Raw genomic sequence first — 20,644 nt, forward strand, 5'->3', positions numbered from 1 at the left:
CATGTCTTCGTTCTCAGGTCTTCGTCTGGCGGAATCCGCCCTCTCCGCCGCCCGCGCGGGGATGACCGTGACGGGTCAGAACATCGCCAATCAGACGACCACCGGGTACACCCGGCAGAGGGTCGATCAGGCTCCGCTCTCCGGCGTGGGTCAGACCGGACTGTGGAAGAGCGGCCTCGGCATCGGCGGAGGCGTCTCCGTCACCGGTGTCGCACGCCTCGGGGATGCCGTGCTCGACGCGCGGGTGCGCGATGCCCTCTCGACCTCCGGATTCTGGAGCGCGCGGGCGACCGCGGCCGCCCGCGCCGAGAGCACGATGGCGGAGCCGACCGCGGACGGCCTCGCCGCGAACCTCGACCGCTTCTGGGCCGGATGGTCGGATCTCGCGAACACCCCGGAACCGGCGGCGGCGCAGGTCGTGCTCACCAACGCTCAGGTGCTCGTCGGCCAGATCGCGGCGGGCTATCAGGCCGTCGCGGGCCAGTGGGGTGATCTGCGCGGACAGGTCGATCGCGATATCGCCGACGTGAACGCGGTGGCGGGTCAGGTCGCGACGCTGAACGGTCAGATCCGCGACGCGCTGCACGCCGGACGCAACGCCAACGAACTGATCGATCAGCGGAATGTGCTCGCCCAGCAGTTGTCCTCGGCGATCGGGGCGACGGGCGTCGTCGAGTCGGACGGCACTCTCACCCTCCGTGTCGACGGGAATGCGCTGGTCTCGGGCGACAGCAGCCGATCGCTCCAGGTGAGCGGTCCGCGCGAGATCTCGGATGCCGGTCGGATCGTCGTGTCGTGGGCCGATCGGCCGGACGTTCCCGTCGCCGTCGGCGGCGGCGTGATCGGCGGCACCATCAGCGCGCTCGCCCCGGCGGCGGACGGTGGCACGCTCGCCGGCGTCGCCGCCGCGTACAACGACACCGCAGCCGCCCTCGCCGCGGCGGTCAACGACGTGCACCGCACCGGGGTGACCGCCGGCGGCGCGGCCGGGGGCGACTTCTTCGCCCTCGACACGACGGGGCCCGCGGCGCTCGGACTGAGCGTCGTGCCCACCGGGCTCGATCAGCTCGCGCTGGCGGCGCCGGGAGCCGGAGCGAAGGACACCACGATCGCCGACCGCATCAGTGCTCTCGGTGCCTCCGCCACGGGGCCGAGCAAGACCTGGGCGACGTTCGTCACCGGTTTCGCGGTCGCGGTCGCCGGTGATCTGCAGCGGGCCGACATCGCCGACATGGGCGCCGTGGCCGCGGTCACCGCGCAGCAGTCGAACGCCTCGGTCGACGGCGACGAGGAGACCATCAACCTGCTGACCTACCAGACCGCCTACCAGGCCGCCGCCCGCGTGCTGACGGCGATGGACGAGGCGCTGGACCTGCTCATCAACCGCACCGGCCTGGTCGGCCGCTGACCCGGGAGTCGACCATGATCGGACGCATCACGAGCAGCACCATGACGCAGCAGTCGCTGCGCACGCTGCAGACCAACCTCGCGGACCGCGAGCGCCTGCAGAATCAGGCCGCCTCGCAGCGCGCCTTTCGCTCACCGAGCGAGGATCCCGCCGCCGCGGCGACGACGCTCGGCGTGCACGGCGAACAGGCGCGGGTCGCACAGTTCGCACGGAATCTGAGCGACGGTATGGCCTGGGTCACCACGGTCGACACGGCGCTCGGAGCGAGCACCGACCTGCTCAACCGGGCCCGCGATCTGACGGCGCAGGGAGCGAACTCCGGGGCGCTGAGCCCGACGGCGAGGGAATCCATCGCGCAGGAGCTCGAGACGATCAGCGCGGAGCTGCTCGCTCAGGCGAACACGACGGTGCTGGGCCGCAGCGTCTTCGCCGGGACCGGCGATGCCGGTGCCGCGTTCGACCCCGACACCTTCGCGTTCCACGGCAGCCCGGGAGACGGCGTGCAGCGACGTATCAGCGACAACGAGACGGTTCGCGTCGACTTCGACGGCTCGCAGGCCTTCGGCGAGGGAGCGAACAGCGCTTTCGCGCTTCTGAGGGACATCGCGGCCGAACTGCGCAGCGGCGCGAACGTCGGCCCGCGCCTCGACGACATCGACGCGCGCCTGAAGGGCGTCATCGCCGCGCGCGGCACGACCGGTGCCCGGCAGGTGCAGATCGAGCGCGCGGCTTCGCAGAACCTCGCCACCTCCACCGACCTCGAGGCGCGTCGTGCCGAGGTCGAGAACGTCGACAGCCTCGAGGTCCTCGTACGGTTGCAGTCAGCCGAGCTCGTCTTCCAATCCGCCCTGCAGGTGACCGCCAAGTCGCTGCAGACCAACCTCCTGGAGTTCCTGCGATGACCGCGACGACCGCCCGAGCGAACATCGAGTCGGCAGCCCGCGTGATCGAGTTCACCTCGCCGATGCTCGGCCTGGCCCCGCACACGACGTTCACCCTCGAGAGCATCGAGGGGGCCGACGGTCTGTACGCGCTCCGGGCGACGGATGCCGAGGTGCGCCTGTTCGTGGTAGAGGCGCCGTTCGTCGATCGTGCGTACGCGCCGAAGGTTCCGGCATCCGTCCGCGCCGAGATCGGAGCATCCGCGGACGATGCGCTCCGGATGCTGGTCGTGGCCAACCCCGGGGACGAGGGTGTGCACGTGAATCTGCGCGCGCCGATCGTCGTCCACCCCGGAAACGGGCGCGCGGTGCAGGTGATCCTCGAGGATCAGACCTACCCGATCCGTTCGCTTCTCGGCGGACGGTGACGGATGGTCGATCTTCGCTCTCGTACGCACGGTCCCGGTGCGACGAAGGGGGTCAACCTCGTGGTCCTCGCCTACGATGACCGCCTCATCGTCGGCGACGATGCAGACGGCGCCGTCCACCACCTCGATGCGCGGGTGCACCCCGGCGACCGTCGGGCACCGGGGCAGACCGAACTCGCACTCGTCCCCTCGAAGGAGGAGTCGTCCGATGCGGAGTTCGAGAACTCGGCCCGGTACACCGCGGCCCAACTCGCCGCGATCGCCGAGGCCGCCGGCGAGAACACCGCGTCGCTGCTCGATGCGCGCGGGACGGTCGTTGGCCGCGCCTACGGTGTGAAGGCTGATCTGCTGATCAACGACGGCGACGTGGTGGTGAACACCAAGACGCTCGAGCCGACCGAGCTCTCGGTGAGCGCCGACGAACGCGGCCTCGACATCCGTACGCAGATCGACATGTCGACCGCCGCCGCACGCTCGGCCCGAGAAATCGCGAAAACACGGAAGAATCAGGTGAAACCGGAGTTCACCGCGTATACCAAGGAAGAGGCACTATCCTCTGAGGGGTAAGGGCTGGGGCCTCGCTGATCCCGGTTCGTCGCAGGGGGGCCTTCGACGAATCACCGGTGCAGCTGTCAGGGGCGCAGCGCAAGACGCTCGGCGACGAGCGAACACACCAGGGGACGGTACAGAGCATGAGCACATCCAAGACGCTCGAGGCCAATCGCGTGAGCAAGCGCGAATTCGTACAGCGATTCGCGCGACGCGGAGGGATCTCGGTCTTCGCCGCTCAGACGGCGTACAACGCGATGATCGACGAACTCCTCGATCTCGTCAGCCAGGGCAACACCGTCACCCTCACCAACTTCGGCAAGTTCTATCCGCAGACCCACAAGGGACACCGCGTGCAGTTCGGCAAGGACGAGGGCACCGGCGAGGTCACCGACTACACGGTGCTGAAGTTCTCCGCGACCCGCGAGGTCAATCGTCGCGTCAAGGTCACCGACTGACCGACGTCACCGACTGAACGACACGGGCCCGGACGTCAGAGTCCGAATCCGTAGGTCGCCGGGGCGACGAGCGCGAGGCTGACGGTCGTCGGATAGACCTCCGGTTCCTCGTCGTCGTCACCGAGCAGATCGAGTCGATCGATCGGCACGAAGATGCTGCCGTCGGGTTCGAAGATCAGGTCGCGCGGCACGAACGACGCGAAGAGCGAACGGGTGCCGTTGCGCAGCTCGAACGTGCGCCCGACGTCTCCGCGTTCGAACAGGTTCATCTCGACCTCGTCGAACCAGACCTTGCCGTCGGGGAAGCGCGCCTCGATGCGATACGTGCCGGGCTCGACCGATTTGATGTTGAGATCGTCGACGATCTCGGCGAACAGCGTGTCGGGCTGCTGCAGCTCGAAGGCGATCGCCCGCAGATGGTCGTAGTTCAGCCGCGCCCGCCGCGAGAACAACGCCACGTTCTCGATTTCGTCGGGGTGCGCGTTCGGTGCCTGATCGAGAAGGTACTGCCGCACCTCGTCGGGACCCGGATAGTCGAAGCGCAGGTGGTAGTGGAACCGGCCGGGGCGGTTGACCAGATAGGTGCTCACGTCGGCGATCGCGTTCACCGAGAGGCAGTAGACGCGCTTCACCGAGGAGAGTCCGTCGAACAGCGACAGGAACTGGTTCTGCCGATTCAACCCGTCGGTGATTCCTCGGCGGCCCGCCGGGAAGATCTTCTCGAACTCGTCGAAGACGATGAGGCACTCGTCGAGGCTGTCGAGGAATTCCACGATGCCGTCGTGGTCCTCGGAGACGACCACCACGGGAAGGCCCTGCTCGCGCGCGGCCTCGGCTACCATGCGCAGGAACAGCGACTTGCCGATGCCCTTGTCGCCGGAGAGCATGACCCCGAGGCTGCGGTCGGAGAGAGCGTAGGAGCGGAAGATCTTGGCGACTTTGCGATCGCGGCCGCCGTAGACGCGCTCCGCTCCGACGGTCAGATCATCGATGCGCACGAGGCTGAAGCCCTCTTTCGAGGTGAAGCTGACCCGATAGGTCCCCAGGGGGAACGCCTGGTGGGTGCGCACGGCGTCGTCGTAGACCCGCACGTGACCGCCGGTCTCGATGTAAGTGCTGGCCACACCCTCCTCCTTCGCTCCCCGATGGTCGATCGGTGGGGTTTCGTGGCTCGCTCGGTGACTCGCTCTGCCCGCGGTGGGCGGAGCGGCACGGATGGAGCACGAGGTTCCGACGAGTAGGGGAGTCACGCAGGAACCGGAGGACGAGCGGTGGGGGATCCGCCCGGGATACCATTTCACGTCTCTGGGCCGGACGACAAGCGAGAAACGGCGTGTCGGGGCCGAAATCCCTTCGTTTACGTGCACTCGGGTCGCTCGACAGGGTGCGCGCGAACCGTCAGCCGGCGAATCGCGGCACCCAGCAGGTGACTCGGCGGCGGTAGTCGGCGTAGTCGTCGCCGAACCGCTCCGCGAGATCGGCTTCCTCGATCGGACGCACGGCGGTGTTCCACACCAGCGAGCCGCACAGCGCATAGACGACGACCAGCCAGGAGCCGAGCATCAACCCGACCGCGACGCCCTGTGCGATGCCGGCGACGGCCATCGGGTTGCGCACGAAGCGGTACGGACCGGCGATGACGAGACGGCGCGCCATCTCGGAGGGGAGCGGCGTGCCCTCGCCGAGGAGCGACATCGTGATCGCCGACCAGAGGCCCAGAGCGGTCGCGGCGAGGAACAGCGCGACACCGGTCAGACGGAGCGCGAGAGGCAGCTCGAGATGAAGCCCCCACCGAGCCTCGACCATGGCGATGAGCAGAGGGAGGAGCCCGAGGAACACGCCCCAGAAGAACAGGGTCTGAAGTCCCGTGCGCGCCATCACCCGGGCACGCCCCTGGGCGCGGGAGGTACGGAAGGCGAACGGTCCACGGGCGATCCACTCGAAGGGCGCCCGGCCGACGATGATCACGATGCCGGCGGCGAGACTCCCCACCGCGGCGGTCACCATGAGCAGCGCACCCCACCCGGCCAGACCGGTGACGGTCGCGTGCACGACCATCCCGCCCGCCACGAGCACGGTCCAGGCGGTGACGACCCAGACCGCCGCCCGCACGCCGCACGCGGCGAGCGCCGACCCTCCGACGAAGAGAGGGATGTCGGCGATCGCGATCGGGAGAACGGGGAGTCCGTCGAGCGTCGCCGTGCGGATCACGGGGATCAGGAGCACTCCGAGCCACCAGCATCCGCCGGCCACGGCCTGCAGTGCGAAGTACGCGCGTGCCGCCGGGGGAGCGATGCGGATGCCGGCGAACACCGCCCCATGCTATCCACCCGGCCACCTGCCACACTGGGCGGATGGAGATCATCGAGAACTCGAAGCTCACGGTCGTCGGCGCGGGCAGCGTCGGGTCGAGCGTGGCCTATGCAGCGCTGATCCGCGGGTCCGCGCGGCACATCGCCCTCTACGACATCGCGACCGAGAAGGTCGAGGCCGAGGTGCTCGACCTCGCGCACGGCACGCAGTTCACGGGAACGAGCGACATCATCGGCGGCAGCGACGTCTCCGTCGCCGCAGGCTCGCACGTGGTCGTGATCACCGCCGGGGCGAAGCAGAAGCCCGGTCAGACGCGGATCGAGCTCGCGGACGTGAACGCGGGGATCATCCGACGCATGATGCCGCAACTCCTCGAGGTGGCCCCGAACGCCGTGTACGTGATCGTCACCAATCCCTGTGACGTGCTCACCGTCATCGCCCAGCAGGAGACGGGTCTGCCGCCCGAGCGCATCTTCGCGTCCGGTACCGTGCTGGACACCTCGCGGCTGCGCTGGAAGCTGGCGCAGCGAGCGGGCGTCTCGACGGCGAGCGTGCATGCGCACATCGTGGGCGAGCACGGCGACACCGAGTTCCCCCTGTGGTCGCGGGCAACGATCGGAACAGTGCCGATCCTCGAATGGGAGACCCCCGAGCATCCCCGTTTCACGCTCGCCGAGCTCGACGAGATCGCCGTCGACGTCCGCGACGCGGCCTACAAGGTCATCCGCGGCAAAGGAGCGACGAACTACGCGATCGGTCTCTCGAGCGCACGCATCGTCGAGGCGATCCTGCACGACGAGCACGCGGTGATGCCGGTGAGCACGGTGCTCGACGACTTCCACGGGATCGACGGCGTCGCACTCTCGGTGCCGTCGATCGTCAGCGCCTCGGGTGCCGTGCCGATCCGGAACACGTCGTTCTCCGACTCGGAGCTGGCATTGCTGCGCGGATCCGCCGACGCGCTCCGCTCGGCCGCGGCGACCCTGCGCTCCTGACCGTATCCGCCCCCGGAAATGAGAGCGGCCGGGGCACCGGGGCCGGTGCCCCGGCCGCTCTCATTTCCCGTGCGGGTCGGTGCTGTTGAGTGCGGCGACCACCTGCGCGTAGTCCCCGCGTGCCTCGCCGTAGCGGAGGAACTTCACTCGCTCGACCTGCACCTCCGAGGCGTCGGGCCGGGATTCGAGCAGTGTCATGGCCTCCGCGATGAACTCGTCGAGCGGCATCGCCGCGTCGTTCTCGGCGTGTCCGGGCATGAGGTCGGTGCGCACGGCCGGGGGCTCGAGCTCGATGACCGAGACGCTCGATCCCTCGAACTGGAGACGCAGCGATTCGCTGAGCATGTGGATCGCCGCCTTGCTCGCGTTGTACGTCGGCGTGACCCGCAGCGGAGCGAAGGCGAGCCCGGAGGACACCGTCATGATCGTGGCGTCGGGCATACGGCGCAGGTGCTCGACGAACGCCGCGATGAGGCGGATCGGCCCCAGGACGTTCGTGGTGACGATCTCCTCGGCCGTGGCGAGGAAACCGTCCGGCGTGCGCCAGTCCTCCGTGCGCATGATGCCCGCCATCGTCACGAGCACGTTGAGGGAGGGATGCTCGGCGAGCACCGTGCGGGCGGCGTTCTCGATGCTCCCGGCATCCGCGGTGTCGATCCGCACGGTGCCGAGATCCGGGCGCTCGGCGGCGATCGCCTCCAGACGGTCGGTGCGCCGGCCGCCGACGATCACGGTGTTGCCGCGATCGCGCAGGGCGAGGGCGAGCGCGAGGCCGATGCCGCTCGTCGCTCCGGGGATGAAGATGGTGTTTCCGCTGATGTTCATGCGTCCAGCCTCCGCCGATCGCATGGACCGCTCCAGAGACGGCTGATCCAGGGAGCGACGATCCCTGGATCGGGTCGGCGACTCGCGGGATACTCGGGGGGTGGATCGTGATGCGCTGGCCGACTTCCTCCTCCGTCGCCGGGAGGCGTTGACCCCCGACGACGTGGGGTTGTCGCCGGGGCCGCGTCGGCGTACGGCCGGGCTGCGCCGCGAGGAGGTCGCTCAGCTCGCGACGATGTCAACGGACTACTACACGCGCCTCGAGCAGCGCCGTGGACCGCAGCCCAGCGCGCAGATCCTCTCATCGCTCGCTCGTGCGCTCCGGCTCAGCGAAGACGAGCGCGACTACCTCTATCGCTTGTGCGGCTACAGCGCCCCCGATCGCGCGCACGTCACGGAGTACGTGCGCCCCGGCATCCTGCGCGTACTCGACCGCCTCCACGACACCCCGGCGTTCGTGGTCTCGGTCCTCGACGAGGTGCTCGTGCAGAACGACGCCGCTCGGGCCCTCCTCGGCGACGCCAGCGCGCTGACGGGACTCGAACGCAGCGGCATCTACCGGTGGTTCGCGATGCCCGAGACCGAGCGGCGGCGCTATCCCGAGGCCGACCACGCCCGCCAGAGCCGCGCCATGGTGGCCTCGTTGCGCGCCGCGCACGGCGTGATGGGGGCGCGATCGCGGGCCGGCGAGATCGCCGGAGAACTCTCGGCGCGCAGCGACGAGTTCATCGGGCTCTGGGAGAACCACGAGGTGAGCAGGCGCTTCGAGCAGCACAAGACGATGATCCATCCCGAGCTCGGGGAGATCGAGGTCGACTGTCAGGCGCTGTTCACCGAGGACGAGTCCCAGGCGCTCATCGTGCTCACCGCGGCGCCGGGCAGCGAGGCGGCGAGCAAGCTCGAGTTCCTGCGCGTGCTGGGGACGCAGAAGGTCTGATCCTCGGTCAGGACTCCTCGTGGTGCGCGGGATCGGCGTCGAAGAGTCGCCCGTCCGCACGCCCGAGGCCCGTGATCGCCAGCACCTCCGCCTCGTCGAGCGCGACCTCGGCGGCGGCGAGGTTCGCGACCTGGTGCTCGAGCGACGAGGCCTTCGGGATCGAGACCGTGCCGCGGGCGACGTGCCAGGCGAGCACCGTCTGTGCCGGGGTGATGCCGTGCGAGGCGGCGACCTCGCGGATCACGTCTTCGTCGAGCAGTTCCTTCGCGCGGCCGAGCGGGCTCCACGCCTCGGTGAGGATGCCGTGCTCCCGGTGGTACGCGAGCTGCTCGCTCTGCGGGAAGTAGGGGTGCACCTCGATCTGGTTCACGACGGGACGCACCCCGGTCTCGCGCTCGATGCGCTCGAGGTGCTCGGGCAGGAAGTTCGAGACGCCGATCTGGCGCACGACCCCGCGCTGCTGGGCGTCGACGAGCGCCGCCCACGCCTGCACGTACTCGTCCTGGCTCGGGTTGGGCCAGTGGATGAGGTGCAGGTCGGTGATGTCGAGGCCGAGACGCGACCGGCTCTCCTCGATGCTCGCCCGGGCCTTCTCGGCGGGGTGATGGCGACCGGGAAGTTTCGTGGTGACGATGATCTCGTCGCGATCGACGTCGGATGCCGCGACCCCGCGTCCGACGGAACCCTCGTTCTCGTAGTTGAAGGCGGAGTCGATGAGGCGGTACCCGGCACCGATGGCGCCGGTCACGGCATCCGCCCCGGCATCGCCGTTGAGCGCGTACGTCCCCAGGCCGATCGCCGGCAGGGCGAATCCGTTGTGGGCGGTGAACGTGGGGATGGCGGGCTGAGTGCTCACGGTGCTCCTTCTCGGTCGGTGTCTCGAGCGTACGCTGGAGGGATGACACCCGAGGCGGAGATGGCGCCGCATGACGCCGCGATCACGGATTCCGCCCGGTGCCCCTGCGGATCGGGTGACCTCTTCGGCGGATGCTGCGGTCCGATCCTTCGGGCCGAGACCACCGCCCCGACGGCCGAGCGGCTGATGCGGTCGCGCTACACGGCGTTCGTGATCGGCAACGTCGCCCACCTGCGCGCGACCTGGCACGCCTCCACGCGACCGGCATCGATCGAGATCGAACCGGACCTGCGCTGGCGGCGACTCGTGGTGCTCGACCGGGAGGCGGGCGGCCCCTTCGATCGCGACGGGGTCGTGGAGTTCGCGGCGCACTGGCTCCAGAACGGAGCCCGTGGCGTGCTGCACGAACGCAGCAGGTTCGTGCGCGAGGAGCGCCGGTGGCTGTACGTCGACGGCGACCTGCTGTGATGGCGGCCCCCGCCAGACGATAGATTGGACAGCGTGAACGCCAGCTCCGAACATCAGCGCATCCTGCTCGACATCGCCGACCTCGACCGGCGCATCGCGCAGGCCGATCGTGCCCGCACCCATCCCTCGCAGGCCGCGCGCATCAACGAGCTGGTGGCGATCCGGCAGGAGCAGCTGCGCGAGCTCACCGCGCTCACCGGCACCCGCGACGACGCACGCACCGAACTGACCCGTCTCGAGTCCGACGTGAAGCTCGTCGAGCAGCGCCGGGCACGCGACGCCGAGCGTCTCGCGGTCGCGACCGACCCCAAGCAGGCGCAGGCCCTCGAGCACGAGATCGCGAGTCTCACCCGCCGCCAGAGCGACCTCGAAGACGCCGAGCTCGACGTCATGGGGCGGGTCGAAGAAGCCGAGTCCGCGGTCGCCGCTCAGCAGGCGCTCATCGACATCACGACCGCCGAGGGCTCGACGCTCAGCGCGCAGGGCAAGGCCGACGTCGCCGCCGCTGCCGAGCTCGGCGTTCAACTCGCCCGCGATCGTGCAGCCGTGGCCGAGAGCATCCCCGCGCCGCTGCTGGCCGAGTACACGCGTCGCGCCGCGAACAGTGCGGGTGCGGCCCTGCTGACCCGTGGCACGTGCGAGGGGTGCCGCATGATGCTCCCCAGCACCGACATCGCCGAGATCCGTCGCGCCGCCGAGGACGCGGTCGTGTACTGCCCCGAATGCGGCTGCATCCTGGTGCGCACGGAGGAATCGGGACTGTGATGCACGCGGCGCCCTCGTCGTGAGTGCGTCGCCCGCATCGTCCGAGCGACGCATTCTGCTGGTCGCCGACGGAGGCGGCGCATACGTCGCCGTCGATCTCGATGCCGCAGACGTCGAGATCAGCCGAGAGAGACTGAGCGAGCGCGATCTGCCGGGCTGGGTGGCCGAGTCCGAGCAGCGCGACGCGCCGCGCTGGGTGATCCGCAGCGCGCGCGAGACCTATGCACCGCTGCTCGCCGACGGCGTGCGGGTCGGACGCACCCATGACCTGGTCCTGTGCCACGCGATCCTCCGCGACACGGCATCCGTCCCGCACCCTCTGGAGCCGTCGGAGGACTGGGTGCGCCGCGAGGCGCCCGATGCGGCACCCGGGCTGTTCGATCTCTTCGACACGGACTCGACGCGCGCGGATCCGGTCGCCGACGCCCTGGAGCAGTACCGCGCGCAGCGCCGGGTGATCGCCGCGGCATCCGATGGCCGGCTCGCCCTGCTCTGCGCCGCGGAATCCGCCGGCGGCCTGGTGGCCGAGGAGATGCGCGCGGCGGGGGTGCCCTGGAACGAGGGCGTGCACGACGAGATCCTCACCGAGACGCTCGGCGCTCGATCGCTCGCCGGCGGGCTCCCGGCGAAGATGGTCGCGCTCGGCGAACAGGTGCGCGCGATCCTCGGCGACGCCACCCTCCATCTCGACAGCCAGCCGAAGCTCCTGCGGGCGCTGCATCGTTCCGGGGTCCCCGTCGAGTCGACGAGCAAATGGGAGCTCGCGCAGTACGAGCACCCGGTCGTCGAACCGCTCCTGGCCTACAAGAAGATGTCGCGTCTGCTCAGCGCCAACGGGTGGGTCTGGCTCGCCGACTGGGTGCACCGCGGGCGGTTCCGCCCGGTTTACATCCCCGGTGGCGTCGTGACCGGGCGCTGGGCATCGGCCGGCGGGGGAGCGCTGCAACTGCCGCGCAGTCTGCGCCCCGCCGTACGGGCGGACCCCGGGTGGACCCTCGTGGTCGCCGATGTCGCCCAGCTCGAGCCGCGCATGCTCGCGGCGATGGCCTCGGATGCCGCGATGGCGCGTGCGGCGCAGGGCACCGATCTGTACGCCGGAGTCGTCGACTCGGGCGCGGTGGCGACACGCGAAGAGGCCAAGTACGCCGTGCTCGGTGCCATGTACGGTGCGACGACGGGCGACAGCGGCCGGCTCGTGCCGCGACTGCGCAAGGTCTACCCGCGAGCGATGGCGCTCGTCGATGCCGCCGCACGCGCGGGGGAGGACGGCGGGGTGGTCTCGACCTGGCTCGGACGCTCGTCGCCGAAGCCGTCTCCCGAGTGGGCGGCGCTCCAGTCCGCGGCCACCGGAGCGGACGTCGACGCGGCGCTGGTCGCGCAGGCGCGGCGCAGCGCTCGCGACTGGGGGCGTTTCACCCGCAACTTCGTGGTGCAGGGCACTGCGGCGGAGTGGTCGCTGATCTGGCTCGCCGAGATCCGTCATCGGTTGCGCGGCCTGCCGCCCGCTGCGACACCGGCCACGGCATCCGGCCCCTTCGCGGAGGCCGCGCACCTCGCGTTCTTCCTGCACGACGAGGTGATCCTGCACGTCCCCGTCGAGCTCGCGGATGCCGCCGCCGACGCCGTGCGCGAGGCGGCGGCCGTCGCGACCGCACGCCTGTTCGGTTCGTTCCCGATCGACGTGCCACTGGATCTGCGCATCACCGAGTCCGCCGAGAAATGAGGCGCGGCCGGGCGTCGTAGACTGGCAGATGCGAATGGGTCGACTGGACGGTCGCGTGGCGGGCAACCGCACCGAGGAACGTCCGGGCTCCACAGGGCAGGGCGGTGGGTAACACCCACCCGGAGTGATCCGCGAGACAGTGCCACAGAGAGCAGACCGCCCCCGGTTCGCCGGGGGTAAGGGTGAAAGGGTGGTGTAAGAGACCACCGGGGGACATGGTGACATGTCCCGCCAGGTAAACCTCGCCCGGAGCAAGGTCAGACAGAGGATGTTGACGCGGCTCGCCGAGTCCTCGGGTAGACCGCTGGAGCGGCACGGCAACGTGTCGCCGAGAGAGATGGCCGTCGAAGGGGCGAAGAACCCCGGAACAGAACCCGGCGTACAGGTCGGCCCATTCGCCTCGACGTGAAAGGCCCGGTGACCATCAGGTCACCGGGCCTTTTCGCGGTCTCGAGGGTGTCAGTCGCCCGCGAGCGAGGCTGCACCGATGATGCCGGAGTTGTTGCGGTGGATCGCCGGGACGATCGGGGTCTTCAGGTCGAGGAGCGGGAGGAAGTCGCCCGCGTTCTTCGACACCCCGCCGCCGACCACGAACAGGTCGGGGCTGAAGAGGAACTCGATGTGCGAGTAGAACGCCTGCAGGCGCTCGGCCCATTCGGCCCAGGTGAGCCCCTCGCGCTCGCGCGCCGAGGTCGCGGCCCACTGCTCGACGGACTCGTACTCGCGGAAGTTGAGGTGCCCGAGCTCGGTGTTGGGCAGCAGTACGCCGTCGTTGATGAAGGCCGAGCCGATGCCGGTGCCGAGGGTCGTGAGCAGGGTGAATCCGCGCACGTCGCGGGCCGCACCGTGCCGCGCCTCGGCGACGCCGGCGGCATCCGCATCGTTCACGAACACGATGTTGCGGCCGAGGCCGTCGCGGAAGAAGCGCTCCGCGTCGAAGTCGACCCACTCCTTCGAGACGTTGGCGGCCGACAGCGTCTTGCCGCGCTTTACGATGGCCGGGAAGGCCACGCCGAGGGGAAGGGTCGACTCGTGCACGTCGAGGGTCTTCAGCACCGTCTGCACGGCCTGCAGCACGTCGCCGGGAGCCGCGCCCTCGGGCGTGGGCACCCGTACCCGATCGGACGCCATCGTGCCGTGCTCGAGGTCGACGATTCCTGCCTTGATTCCGGTACCGCCGATGTCGACGCCGATCGCTTTTGCCATGACCCACAGCATAGCGACAGGCGTTCGCGCCAGTAGGATCGATGACATCAGACGACGAAGGGACGGGCCATGTCGGACGGCGAACACAAGTACTGGTACAACCTCGAGACCAAGCAGGTCGAATTCGGGATGATCTCGCAGTCGATCGACCGCGTGGGCCCGTTCGACACCGAGGCCGAGGCCGCGAACGCACCCGAGACGCTGAAGGCGCGCTCCCGCGCCTGGGCCGATGAAGAAGCGGCCGAATCCGGCTGGGACGAAGGAAAGGGCTGAGGCTCCGCACGATATGGACAAGCAGAGAGACTTCGTCCTCCGGACGATCGAGGAGCGCGGCGTCAAGTTCGTCCGCCTGTGGTTCACCGACGTCATCGGCACGCTCAAATCGGTCGCCATCGCGCCGGCCGAGGTCGAGGGCGCGTTCGCCGAGGGCATCGGCTTCGACGGCTCGGCCATCGAGGGGCTCACGCGCAGCCATGAGTCCGATCTGCTCGCGCAGCCCGATCCGACGACGTTCCAGACTCTGCCGTGGCGGGGCGAGATCGACCCGACCGCCCGCATGTTCTGCGACCTGACGACGCCCGACGGCCAGCCCGCGGTCGCCGACCCGCGCCACGTGCTCAAGCGCACGCTCGCGAAGGCGGCGGATGCCGGGTTCACGTTCTACACGCACCCCGAGATCGAGTTCTACCTGCTCAAGTCGTCGCAGTACGGTCCGGAGGGACCGGTTCCGGTCGACTCCGCAGGGTACTTCGACAACGTGCCCGGTGGCACGGCGCACGACTTCCGTCGTCGTTCGGTGCGGATGCTCGAAGACCTCGGCATCTCGGTCGAGTTCAGCCACCACGAGGGCGGACCCGGTCAGAACGAGATCGACCTGCGCTACGCGGACGCCCTCACCACCGCCGACAACGTGATGACGTTCCGCACGGTGATCAAGGAGGTGGCGATCGAGCAGGGCGTGTACGCGACCTTCATGCCGAAGCCCCTCAGCGGCCACCCGGGCAGTGGCATGCACACGCACATGTCGCTGTTCGAGGGCGACCAGAACGCGTTCTACGAAGAGGGCGCGAAGTACCAGCTCTCGAAGACCGGGCGTCACTTCATCGCCGGCCTCCTGCGCCACGCGAACGAGATCTCGGCCGTCACGAACCAGTTCGTCAACTCGTACAAGCGCCTGTGGGGCGGCGACGAGGCCCCGAGCTTCGTCACGTGGGGGCACGCCAACCGCTCCGCGCTCGTGCGCGTGCCGATGTACAAGCCCAACAAGGGGCAGTCGTCGCGCGTCGAGTACCGCGCGCTGGACTCCGCCGCGAACCCGTACCTGGCGTACGCGCTCATGCTGGCCGCCGGCCTCAAGGGCATCGAGGACGAGTACGAGCTCCCGCCCGAGGCCGAGGACAACGTGTGGTCGCTCAGCGACGCCGAGCGCCGCGCGCTGGGCTACTCGTCGCTGCCCGCGAGCCTCGACCACGCCCTCGAGTACATGGAGGACTCCGAGCTCGTCGCCGAGACGCTGGGCGAGCAGGTGTTCAACTACGTGCTGCTCAACAAGCGCAAGGAGTGGGAGGCGTACCGCGGCCAGGTCACGCCGCTCGAGCTGAAGAACAACCTCGAGCTGCTCTGAGCCGTGCGCATGGCCCGTCCGGACGATTCCTTCTCGCTGTCCGCGCTGGCTCGACTCGGATTCGATGAGCTCGGCGAGGCCGCGGAGGCCCTCGCCGAGCTCGCCGAACTGCTCGGTCGCTCGCGTGCCGAGCTGCTGACGGGGGCGGATGCCGCCGATCCCGACGCGGCCGTGCGCGGGATGCTGCGGGTGGCGCGACGCGATCCCGAGCCGTTGGCGGCCCTGCTCGACGGCGGAGACACCCAGCGCCGTACCTGGCGGGTGTTCGGGGCATCCGAGGGGTTGGCGGACTTCTTCCTCCGCAACCCCGCGGAGCTCTCGGTGCTCGCCGACGAGGTCGATGCGTTGCCGACCGCCGACGAGCTCACCCGGGCGATGCTCGCCGGTGTCGGCGCCGTCGACGGCTTCGCGCGGTCCGGCGGTGACGACGAGGTCGTGGCGCTCCGGGTCGCCTACCGCCGCAGCCTCGCGGCGATCGCGGCCTACGATCTGACCCGGACCGCACCGGTCGAGGCTCTCGCCGATGTGGCGGCGGCGCTGGCGGACGCGGCCGGTGCGGCGCTCGAGGCCTCGCTGGCCGTGGCGCGCAGTCGATTGCGCGAGACCGTCGATCAGCGCGAGGTGGCGGCCGTCCGCCTCTCGATCATCGGCATGGGCAAGGCCGGTGCGCGGGAGCTCAACTACGTCAGCGACGTCGACGTGATCTTCGTCGGCGGCACGGCCGATGAGGAGATCGTCTCCGAGTCGCGTGCGATCGATCTGGCGACGAAGCTCGCCCGCGAGACCATGCGCGGCCTGAGCGGCATCGAGAAGGAGCCGCCTCTCTGGGAGGTCGACGCGAACCTGCGGCCGGAGGGCAAGCAGGGTGCTCTGGTCCGCTCGCTCGGATCCCATCTGGCCTATTACGACCGCTGGGCGAAAAGCTGGGAGTTCCAGGCCCTGCTGAAGGCGCGGCCCCTCGCCGGCGATCCGGAGCTGGGGGCGGAGTACATCGGCGCCGTGCAGCCGAAGATCTGGTCGAGCGCGGCCCGCGAGGACTTCGTCGACAGCGTGCAGCGCATGCGCGAGCGCGTCAAGGAGCACATCGATCCGGAGGATGCCCCGTACCAGCTCAAGCTCGGCGAGGGCGGACTGCGTGACATCGAGTTCACCGTCCAGCTGCTGCAACTGGTGCATGGACTCACGGACGCCACCCTGCGCACCCGTGGCACCCTCGAGAGTTTGGAGGCCCTCGTCGAGGGCGGGTACATCGGGCGGGTCGAGGCGACGACCTTCGCCGACGACTACCGGGTCCTGCGACTGATGGAGCACCGGCTCCAGCTCAAGGAGCTCAGCCGCACCCACCTCCTGCCGCGGACGCCCGCGGGACTCCGGGTCCTCGCGCGCAGCACGGCGCTGGCCGACAGCGGTGACGGCATCTGGGCGCGCTGGGAGAGCGTGCGACGCGAAGTGCGCGAGATCCACACGCGACTCTTCTACCGTCCCCTCCTCAGCGCGGTCGCCGCGTTGCCCGAGGGCGAGCGCTCCCTGTCGACCGCGCAGGCGCACGATCGTCTGGCGGCGATCGGCTTCCGCGATCCGGCGGGCGCGTTGCGCCACATCGGCGCGCTCACGAGCGGACTCAGCCGCAAGGCCACGATCCAGCGCCACCTCATGCCGGTGATGGTGCGATGGTTCGCCGACGGCACCGATCCCGATTACGGCCTGATCGCGTTCCGCCGCATCAGCGAGCGCCTGGGCAACACGCACTGGTTCCTCCGGATGCTGCGGGACTCCTCGGGGGCGGCCGAGAGCCTCACCCGGATCCTCTCGACGTCGCGGTACATCGGCGAGCTCATGGAGTGGATCCCGGAGTCCGTGGCGTGGCTCGACAGCACCGAGTCCCTGCGTCCGCGCGGCGGCGCCGCGCTGTCGGAGGAGGCCAGGGCGATCCAGACACGGCACGAGACGATCGGCGACGCGCTGCGTGCCGTGCGCGCGCTGCGGCGTCGCGAGCTGCTGCGCACTGCGATGGGCGGGGTGCTCGACGTCCTGACGATCGAGGACGTCGCGACCGCTCTCACCGACATCACCGAGGCGACCATCCAGGCCGCGCTGCGTGCGGTGCTGCGCGAGGTCGTGCCGACCGAAGACGATGCGCTCGACTTCGCGGTGATCGCCATGGGCCGGTTCGGGGGAGCGGAGCTGGGCTTCGGATCGGATGCCGACATCCTCTACGTGTACGCGGCGAACGGCGTCGATCCCGACCGCGCGCAGACGCTCGCGACGAAGATCGTCGCCGGTCTCCGTGAACAGGTCACCGACCATCGGCTTCCGCTCGATCTCGACGCGGGACTGCGCCCGGAGGGTCGCAACGGTCCGGTGGTGCGATCGATCGAGGCGTATGCCGAGTACTACCGCCGCTGGTCGCTGTCGTGGGAGGCGCAGGCGCTCCTTCGGGCGCGTGGCGTCGCCGGCAGCGCCAAGCTGATCGCGCGCTTCACAGAGCTCGCCGACACGATCCGCTACCCCGCGTCGATCGATCTGCAGGGCACCCGCGAGATCAAGCGCATCAAAGCGCGCGTCGAGGGGGAGAGGCTTCCCCAGGGGGCCGATCCGCGTCGCCACCTCAAGCTCGGCCCCGGGACGCTCAGCGATGTGGAGTGGCTCGTACAGCTGCTCCAGTTGCAGCACGCCCACGCCGTGCCGGGCCTGCGTACGACGTCGACGTTGGGAGCGCTCGGCGCGGCGGTCGATGCCGGACTCCTCCCGGCCGAGGCCGCCGATCGCCTCCGTGAGGCCTGGTTGCTGTCGAGCCGTCTGCGTTCGGCGATCACGATCCTCACCGGAACGACCAGCGACGTGCTCCCCGCGGATCGCCGCGAGCTCGACGGGATCGCGCGGATCCTCGGCTATCCCGACCGCTCGGCCACCGAGCTCGAGGAGGAGTACCTGGGCGTCACTCGACGCGCCCGCAAGGCGTTCGAGCAGGAGTTCTACGGCTAGACCCGTGTCGACTTGCGGCGAGACGCGTTCGGCCCCAGGCTTGGCCTCATGAGCGTCTCGAGCATCGGCATCGTGTGGAATCCGTCCAAGATCGACGGAGACGAGGTGCGCGCCGCGGTCGACGAGGTCTTCGGAACGGATGCCCCGATCCGGTGGTGGGAGACGAGCATCGACGATCCGGGGCGCGGGATGGCCGCGGAGGCCGTCGCGGACGGGTGCGAGGTGGTCGTAGCGGTGGGCGGTGACGGGACGGTCCGTGCCGTCGCTGAAGCCCTGGCCGGCACGGAGGTCGCTCTGGGGATCGTTCCGCAGGGGACCGGCAACCTGCTCGCTCGCAACCTCGGAGTGCCGCTGACCGGTATGGTCGCGGCCCTCGAGCGCGTGCGCGATGCCACTCCGCAGCACATCGACCTGGGCTGGGTGGAGTTCAACGGCGAGACTCGCGCGTTCGCCGTCATGGTGGGGTTCGGGATCGATGCGCAGATGCTGGTCGAGACGAACGACGACCTCAAGGACCGGGCGGGATGGCTCGCGTACGTCGAAGCCATGGGGCGCGCGCTGGCGGGCACCGAGATGACCGACATCACCGTGACCGTGGATGATCGCGAACCCGAGGAGGTGCGCGGGCACACGATGCTCATCGGCAACTGCGGCATGCTCCAGGGCGGACTCCGCCTGCTCCCCGATGCGCAGCTCGACGACGGGTTGCTCGACATCCTCCTCATCAGCTCGGAGGGCGCGCTCCAGTGGATGAACACCCTGCGTTCGGTGGTATGGGACAACGGCATCCGGCGGCTGCTCACCGGTGGCGACGAGGCGGTCAGCACCGATTCGGCGCAGCATCTCGCCGTCGAGAGGATCGCGGTCTCGCTCGCCCAGCCGCTCGTCTTCGAGATCGACGGTGAGGAGATGGGCGAGATCACTCAGTTCGCGGTGCGGGTGCAGCCGGGCGCTCTCACGGTGCGGTGAGCGCCGGCGGCACCTGCTTGCGGTCCTGAGCGGGGAACACGACCTTCTGCACGATGATGATGATGCTCGCCGCCACGGGGATCGCGACCAGGGCTCCGAGGATACCGCCGAGCGCACCGCCGGCGACGGCGGCGATCACGACGAGCGCGCCGGGGACGGCGACGGCCTTGTTCATGATGCGCGGGGAGAGCACGTAGGCCTCGACCTGCATGTACACCAGGTAGTAGATGATGGCGATGAGCGCGGTCACGGGGCTGATGAACAGGCAGATCAGCGAGTTGATGATCGACGCGGCCAGGGTGCCCACCAGCGGGATCATCGATCCGATGAAGGCGATGAGGGCGAGCAGTGCCGGCACTGGCGCACCGATGATGCTGAGGAAGATCAGGCTCAGGATGCCGTTGACGAGGGCGAGGCTCGCCTGACCCATGACGTAGCGCCCGACGGCGCCGGAGACGTCTTCCAGCAGGCCGCTGAACGTGTCGCGCTGGTAGGCGGGCACGAAGCGCGTCGCGACCTTCTTCATGCTGCGCAGCGAGGCCATGAAGTAGAGGGTGAGGATGAGCACGATCGTCACGCCCGTGAAGCCGCCGGCGATACCCGCGCCGACCGCGAACACCCCGCCGCTGATGTTGAGGATGTTGCCGGGATCCTGCACGAAGCTCAGAACCCCCTGGGCCGCGTCTTCGAACGTCGATCCGAACTGCGCCGTCACGTCCTTGAACCAGGCGCTGGCCATGAAGTCCTCGACCATCTGCGGGCCGTCGTTGACGAGGTTGGTGATCTGCTCCACGAGGATCGGGACGATCGCGAGGATGATGCCCGCGAAGGCGAGCACCACGACGGCGACGACGATCGCGACGGCGGCGGGCCGCGGGAGCTTGCGCTCGATGAACGAGACGATGGGGTCGAGTCCGAGGGCGAGGAAGATCGCGACGCCGATGTAGACGAACACCGTCGCCAGCTGACCGACCATCCCGCCGATCGCGAGGGCCACCAGAACGCCGAGTGCGCCGAGCAGTCCGAACATGAAGGGATTCGTGCGGGCCGCGGCCGTGACCGAGCTGACCTGCCGCGAGGTGCGGCCCGTCGCGGGGCCCGATTCGATGGTCTCGGTCCTCGTGACTGATTTCCTGCGGCGCATGATGGATCCCCTCGTAGTGCAGACCTCTCAGTTGACCACCGCGTCCGACCCGGGTCAAGCAAGGACACGCGGGCTTGCGCGGGCCACTGTTCTGTGCCTGTGAATGGCGG

At 69.5% G+C, this 20,644-nt stretch carries 21 protein-coding genes and 1 other RNA gene; 16 read left to right on the forward strand and 6 right to left on the reverse strand.

Annotation, left to right across the window (positions count from 1 at the left end; all coding sequences use genetic code 11):
• Position 1: 1 nt before the first annotated feature.
• From flgK to KZC52_RS01620, 5 genes are all read left to right on the forward strand, one after another.
• Entirely contained in the window at positions 2–1,408 is a 1,407-nt protein-coding gene (gene flgK / locus KZC52_RS01600) for a flagellar hook-associated protein FlgK (protein ID WP_247622323.1), read from the forward strand.
• A gap of 14 nt (positions 1,409–1,422) precedes the next feature.
• Positions 1,423–2,310 carry a flagellar hook-associated protein FlgL gene (flgL, locus tag KZC52_RS01605; RefSeq protein WP_247622324.1) on the forward strand — a complete coding sequence of 296 codons (888 nt, stop codon included), beginning with the start codon at positions 1,423–1,425 and terminating at the stop codon, positions 2,308–2,310.
• Positions 2,307–2,717 (forward strand): flagellar assembly protein FliW, encoded by a 411-nt coding sequence (locus KZC52_RS01610; RefSeq protein ID WP_247622325.1) that lies wholly within the window; start codon positions 2,307–2,309, stop codon positions 2,715–2,717. Before flgL ends, KZC52_RS01610 begins: the two co-directional genes overlap by 4 nt.
• Before the next feature lie 3 nt (positions 2,718–2,720).
• Positions 2,721–3,284 carry a hypothetical protein gene (locus KZC52_RS01615; protein ID WP_247622326.1) on the forward strand — a complete coding sequence of 188 codons (564 nt, stop codon included), beginning with the start codon at positions 2,721–2,723 and terminating at the stop codon, positions 3,282–3,284.
• Positions 3,285–3,409: 125 nt separating this feature from the next.
• Positions 3,410–3,724: an HU family DNA-binding protein gene (locus KZC52_RS01620; protein WP_247622327.1), complete on the forward strand. Its 315-nt coding sequence runs from the start codon at positions 3,410–3,412 to the stop codon at positions 3,722–3,724.
• Positions 3,725–3,759: 35 nt separating this feature from the next.
• Here KZC52_RS01620 and KZC52_RS01625 read toward each other — a convergent pair whose 3' ends face one another.
• Together KZC52_RS01625 and KZC52_RS01630 are read right to left on the reverse strand one after the other, a co-directional pair.
• Positions 3,760–4,848, reverse strand: coding sequence for an AAA family ATPase (locus KZC52_RS01625; RefSeq protein WP_247622328.1), 1,089 nt, complete (start codon positions 4,846–4,848; stop codon positions 3,760–3,762).
• A 274-nt stretch (positions 4,849–5,122) separates the two neighbouring features.
• Positions 5,123–6,037: a methyltransferase family protein gene (locus tag KZC52_RS01630; protein ID WP_247622329.1), complete on the reverse strand. Its 915-nt coding sequence runs from the start codon at positions 6,035–6,037 to the stop codon at positions 5,123–5,125.
• A 41-nt stretch (positions 6,038–6,078) separates the two neighbouring features.
• On the opposite strand from KZC52_RS01630, the gene KZC52_RS01635 reads away from it, so the two are divergent.
• Entirely contained in the window at positions 6,079–7,032 is a 954-nt protein-coding gene (locus KZC52_RS01635; protein ID WP_247622330.1) for an L-lactate dehydrogenase, read from the forward strand.
• Between the two features lie 60 nt (positions 7,033–7,092).
• On the opposite strand, the gene KZC52_RS01640 is transcribed toward KZC52_RS01635, so the two are convergent.
• Complete coding sequence (locus KZC52_RS01640) at positions 7,093–7,857, reverse strand: SDR family oxidoreductase (RefSeq protein WP_247622331.1); 765 nt, start codon at positions 7,855–7,857, stop codon at positions 7,093–7,095.
• 100 nt (positions 7,858–7,957) lie between these two features.
• Here KZC52_RS01640 and KZC52_RS01645 point away from each other — a divergent pair, with 100 nt between their 5' ends.
• Entirely contained in the window at positions 7,958–8,794 is an 837-nt protein-coding gene (locus tag KZC52_RS01645) for a helix-turn-helix transcriptional regulator (RefSeq protein ID WP_247622332.1), read from the forward strand.
• A 7-nt stretch (positions 8,795–8,801) separates the two neighbouring features.
• Here the strand turns inward: KZC52_RS01645 and KZC52_RS01650 are convergent, their stop codons facing one another.
• Positions 8,802–9,650 (reverse strand): aldo/keto reductase, encoded by an 849-nt coding sequence (locus tag KZC52_RS01650; RefSeq protein ID WP_247622333.1) that lies wholly within the window; start codon positions 9,648–9,650, stop codon positions 8,802–8,804.
• Positions 9,651–9,692: 42 nt separating this feature from the next.
• Here KZC52_RS01650 and KZC52_RS01655 point away from each other — a divergent pair, with 42 nt between their 5' ends.
• From KZC52_RS01655 to rnpB, 4 genes are all read left to right on the forward strand, one after another.
• Positions 9,693–10,118 carry a YchJ family protein gene (locus KZC52_RS01655; protein WP_247622334.1) on the forward strand — a complete coding sequence of 142 codons (426 nt, stop codon included), beginning with the start codon at positions 9,693–9,695 and terminating at the stop codon, positions 10,116–10,118.
• 33 nt (positions 10,119–10,151) lie between these two features.
• The gene (locus KZC52_RS01660; RefSeq protein ID WP_247622335.1) at positions 10,152–10,883 is read left to right on the forward strand and encodes a zinc ribbon domain-containing protein; all 732 of its coding nucleotides are present in this window, start codon (positions 10,152–10,154) and stop codon (positions 10,881–10,883) included.
• A gap of 19 nt (positions 10,884–10,902) precedes the next feature.
• On the forward strand, positions 10,903–12,606 hold the full coding sequence (locus KZC52_RS01665) for a bifunctional 3'-5' exonuclease/DNA polymerase (RefSeq protein ID WP_247622336.1): 1,704 nt from the start codon (positions 10,903–10,905) through the stop codon (positions 12,604–12,606).
• 35 nt (positions 12,607–12,641) lie between these two features.
• An RNA gene (gene rnpB, locus KZC52_RS01670) (RNase P RNA component class A) lies at positions 12,642–13,004 on the forward strand.
• A 61-nt stretch (positions 13,005–13,065) separates the two neighbouring features.
• Here rnpB and ppgK read toward each other — a convergent pair.
• On the reverse strand, positions 13,066–13,812 hold the full coding sequence (gene ppgK / locus KZC52_RS01675) for a polyphosphate--glucose phosphotransferase (RefSeq protein WP_247622337.1): 747 nt from the start codon (positions 13,810–13,812) through the stop codon (positions 13,066–13,068).
• Positions 13,813–13,881: 69 nt separating this feature from the next.
• Between ppgK and KZC52_RS01680 the strand changes: the two genes are divergently transcribed.
• From KZC52_RS01680 to KZC52_RS01695, 4 genes are read left to right on the forward strand one after another with little or no spacing between them, the layout of a single operon-like run.
• Positions 13,882–14,085 (forward strand): SPOR domain-containing protein, encoded by a 204-nt coding sequence (locus KZC52_RS01680; RefSeq protein ID WP_247622338.1) that lies wholly within the window; start codon positions 13,882–13,884, stop codon positions 14,083–14,085.
• Between the two features lie 13 nt (positions 14,086–14,098).
• On the forward strand, positions 14,099–15,436 hold the full coding sequence (gene glnA / locus KZC52_RS01685; protein ID WP_247622339.1) for a type I glutamate--ammonia ligase: 1,338 nt from the start codon (positions 14,099–14,101) through the stop codon (positions 15,434–15,436).
• Positions 15,437–15,445: 9 nt separating this feature from the next.
• Positions 15,446–18,421 carry a bifunctional [glutamine synthetase] adenylyltransferase/[glutamine synthetase]-adenylyl-L-tyrosine phosphorylase gene (locus tag KZC52_RS01690; protein WP_247622340.1) on the forward strand — a complete coding sequence of 992 codons (2,976 nt, stop codon included), beginning with the start codon at positions 15,446–15,448 and terminating at the stop codon, positions 18,419–18,421.
• A gap of 48 nt (positions 18,422–18,469) precedes the next feature.
• On the forward strand, positions 18,470–19,390 hold the full coding sequence (locus KZC52_RS01695; protein ID WP_247622341.1) for a diacylglycerol/lipid kinase family protein: 921 nt from the start codon (positions 18,470–18,472) through the stop codon (positions 19,388–19,390).
• Here the strand turns inward: KZC52_RS01695 and KZC52_RS01700 are convergent.
• Positions 19,377–20,420: an AI-2E family transporter gene (locus KZC52_RS01700; protein ID WP_247622342.1), complete on the reverse strand. Its 1,044-nt coding sequence runs from the start codon at positions 20,418–20,420 to the stop codon at positions 19,377–19,379. The two genes, KZC52_RS01695 and KZC52_RS01700, sit on opposite strands and share 14 nt — an antisense overlap.
• Between KZC52_RS01700 and KZC52_RS01705 the strand changes: the two genes are divergently transcribed.
• A complete protein-coding gene (locus KZC52_RS01705; protein ID WP_247622343.1) occupies positions 20,419–20,637 on the forward strand; it encodes a hypothetical protein in 219 nt (72 codons plus the stop codon). The two genes, KZC52_RS01700 and KZC52_RS01705, sit on opposite strands and share 2 nt — an antisense overlap.
• The last annotated feature ends 7 nt before the right edge of the window (positions 20,638–20,644 follow it).

Source organism: Microbacterium galbinum, from assembly GCF_023091225.1.
GTDB classification, from domain to species: domain Bacteria; phylum Actinomycetota; class Actinomycetes; order Actinomycetales; family Microbacteriaceae; genus Microbacterium; species Microbacterium galbinum.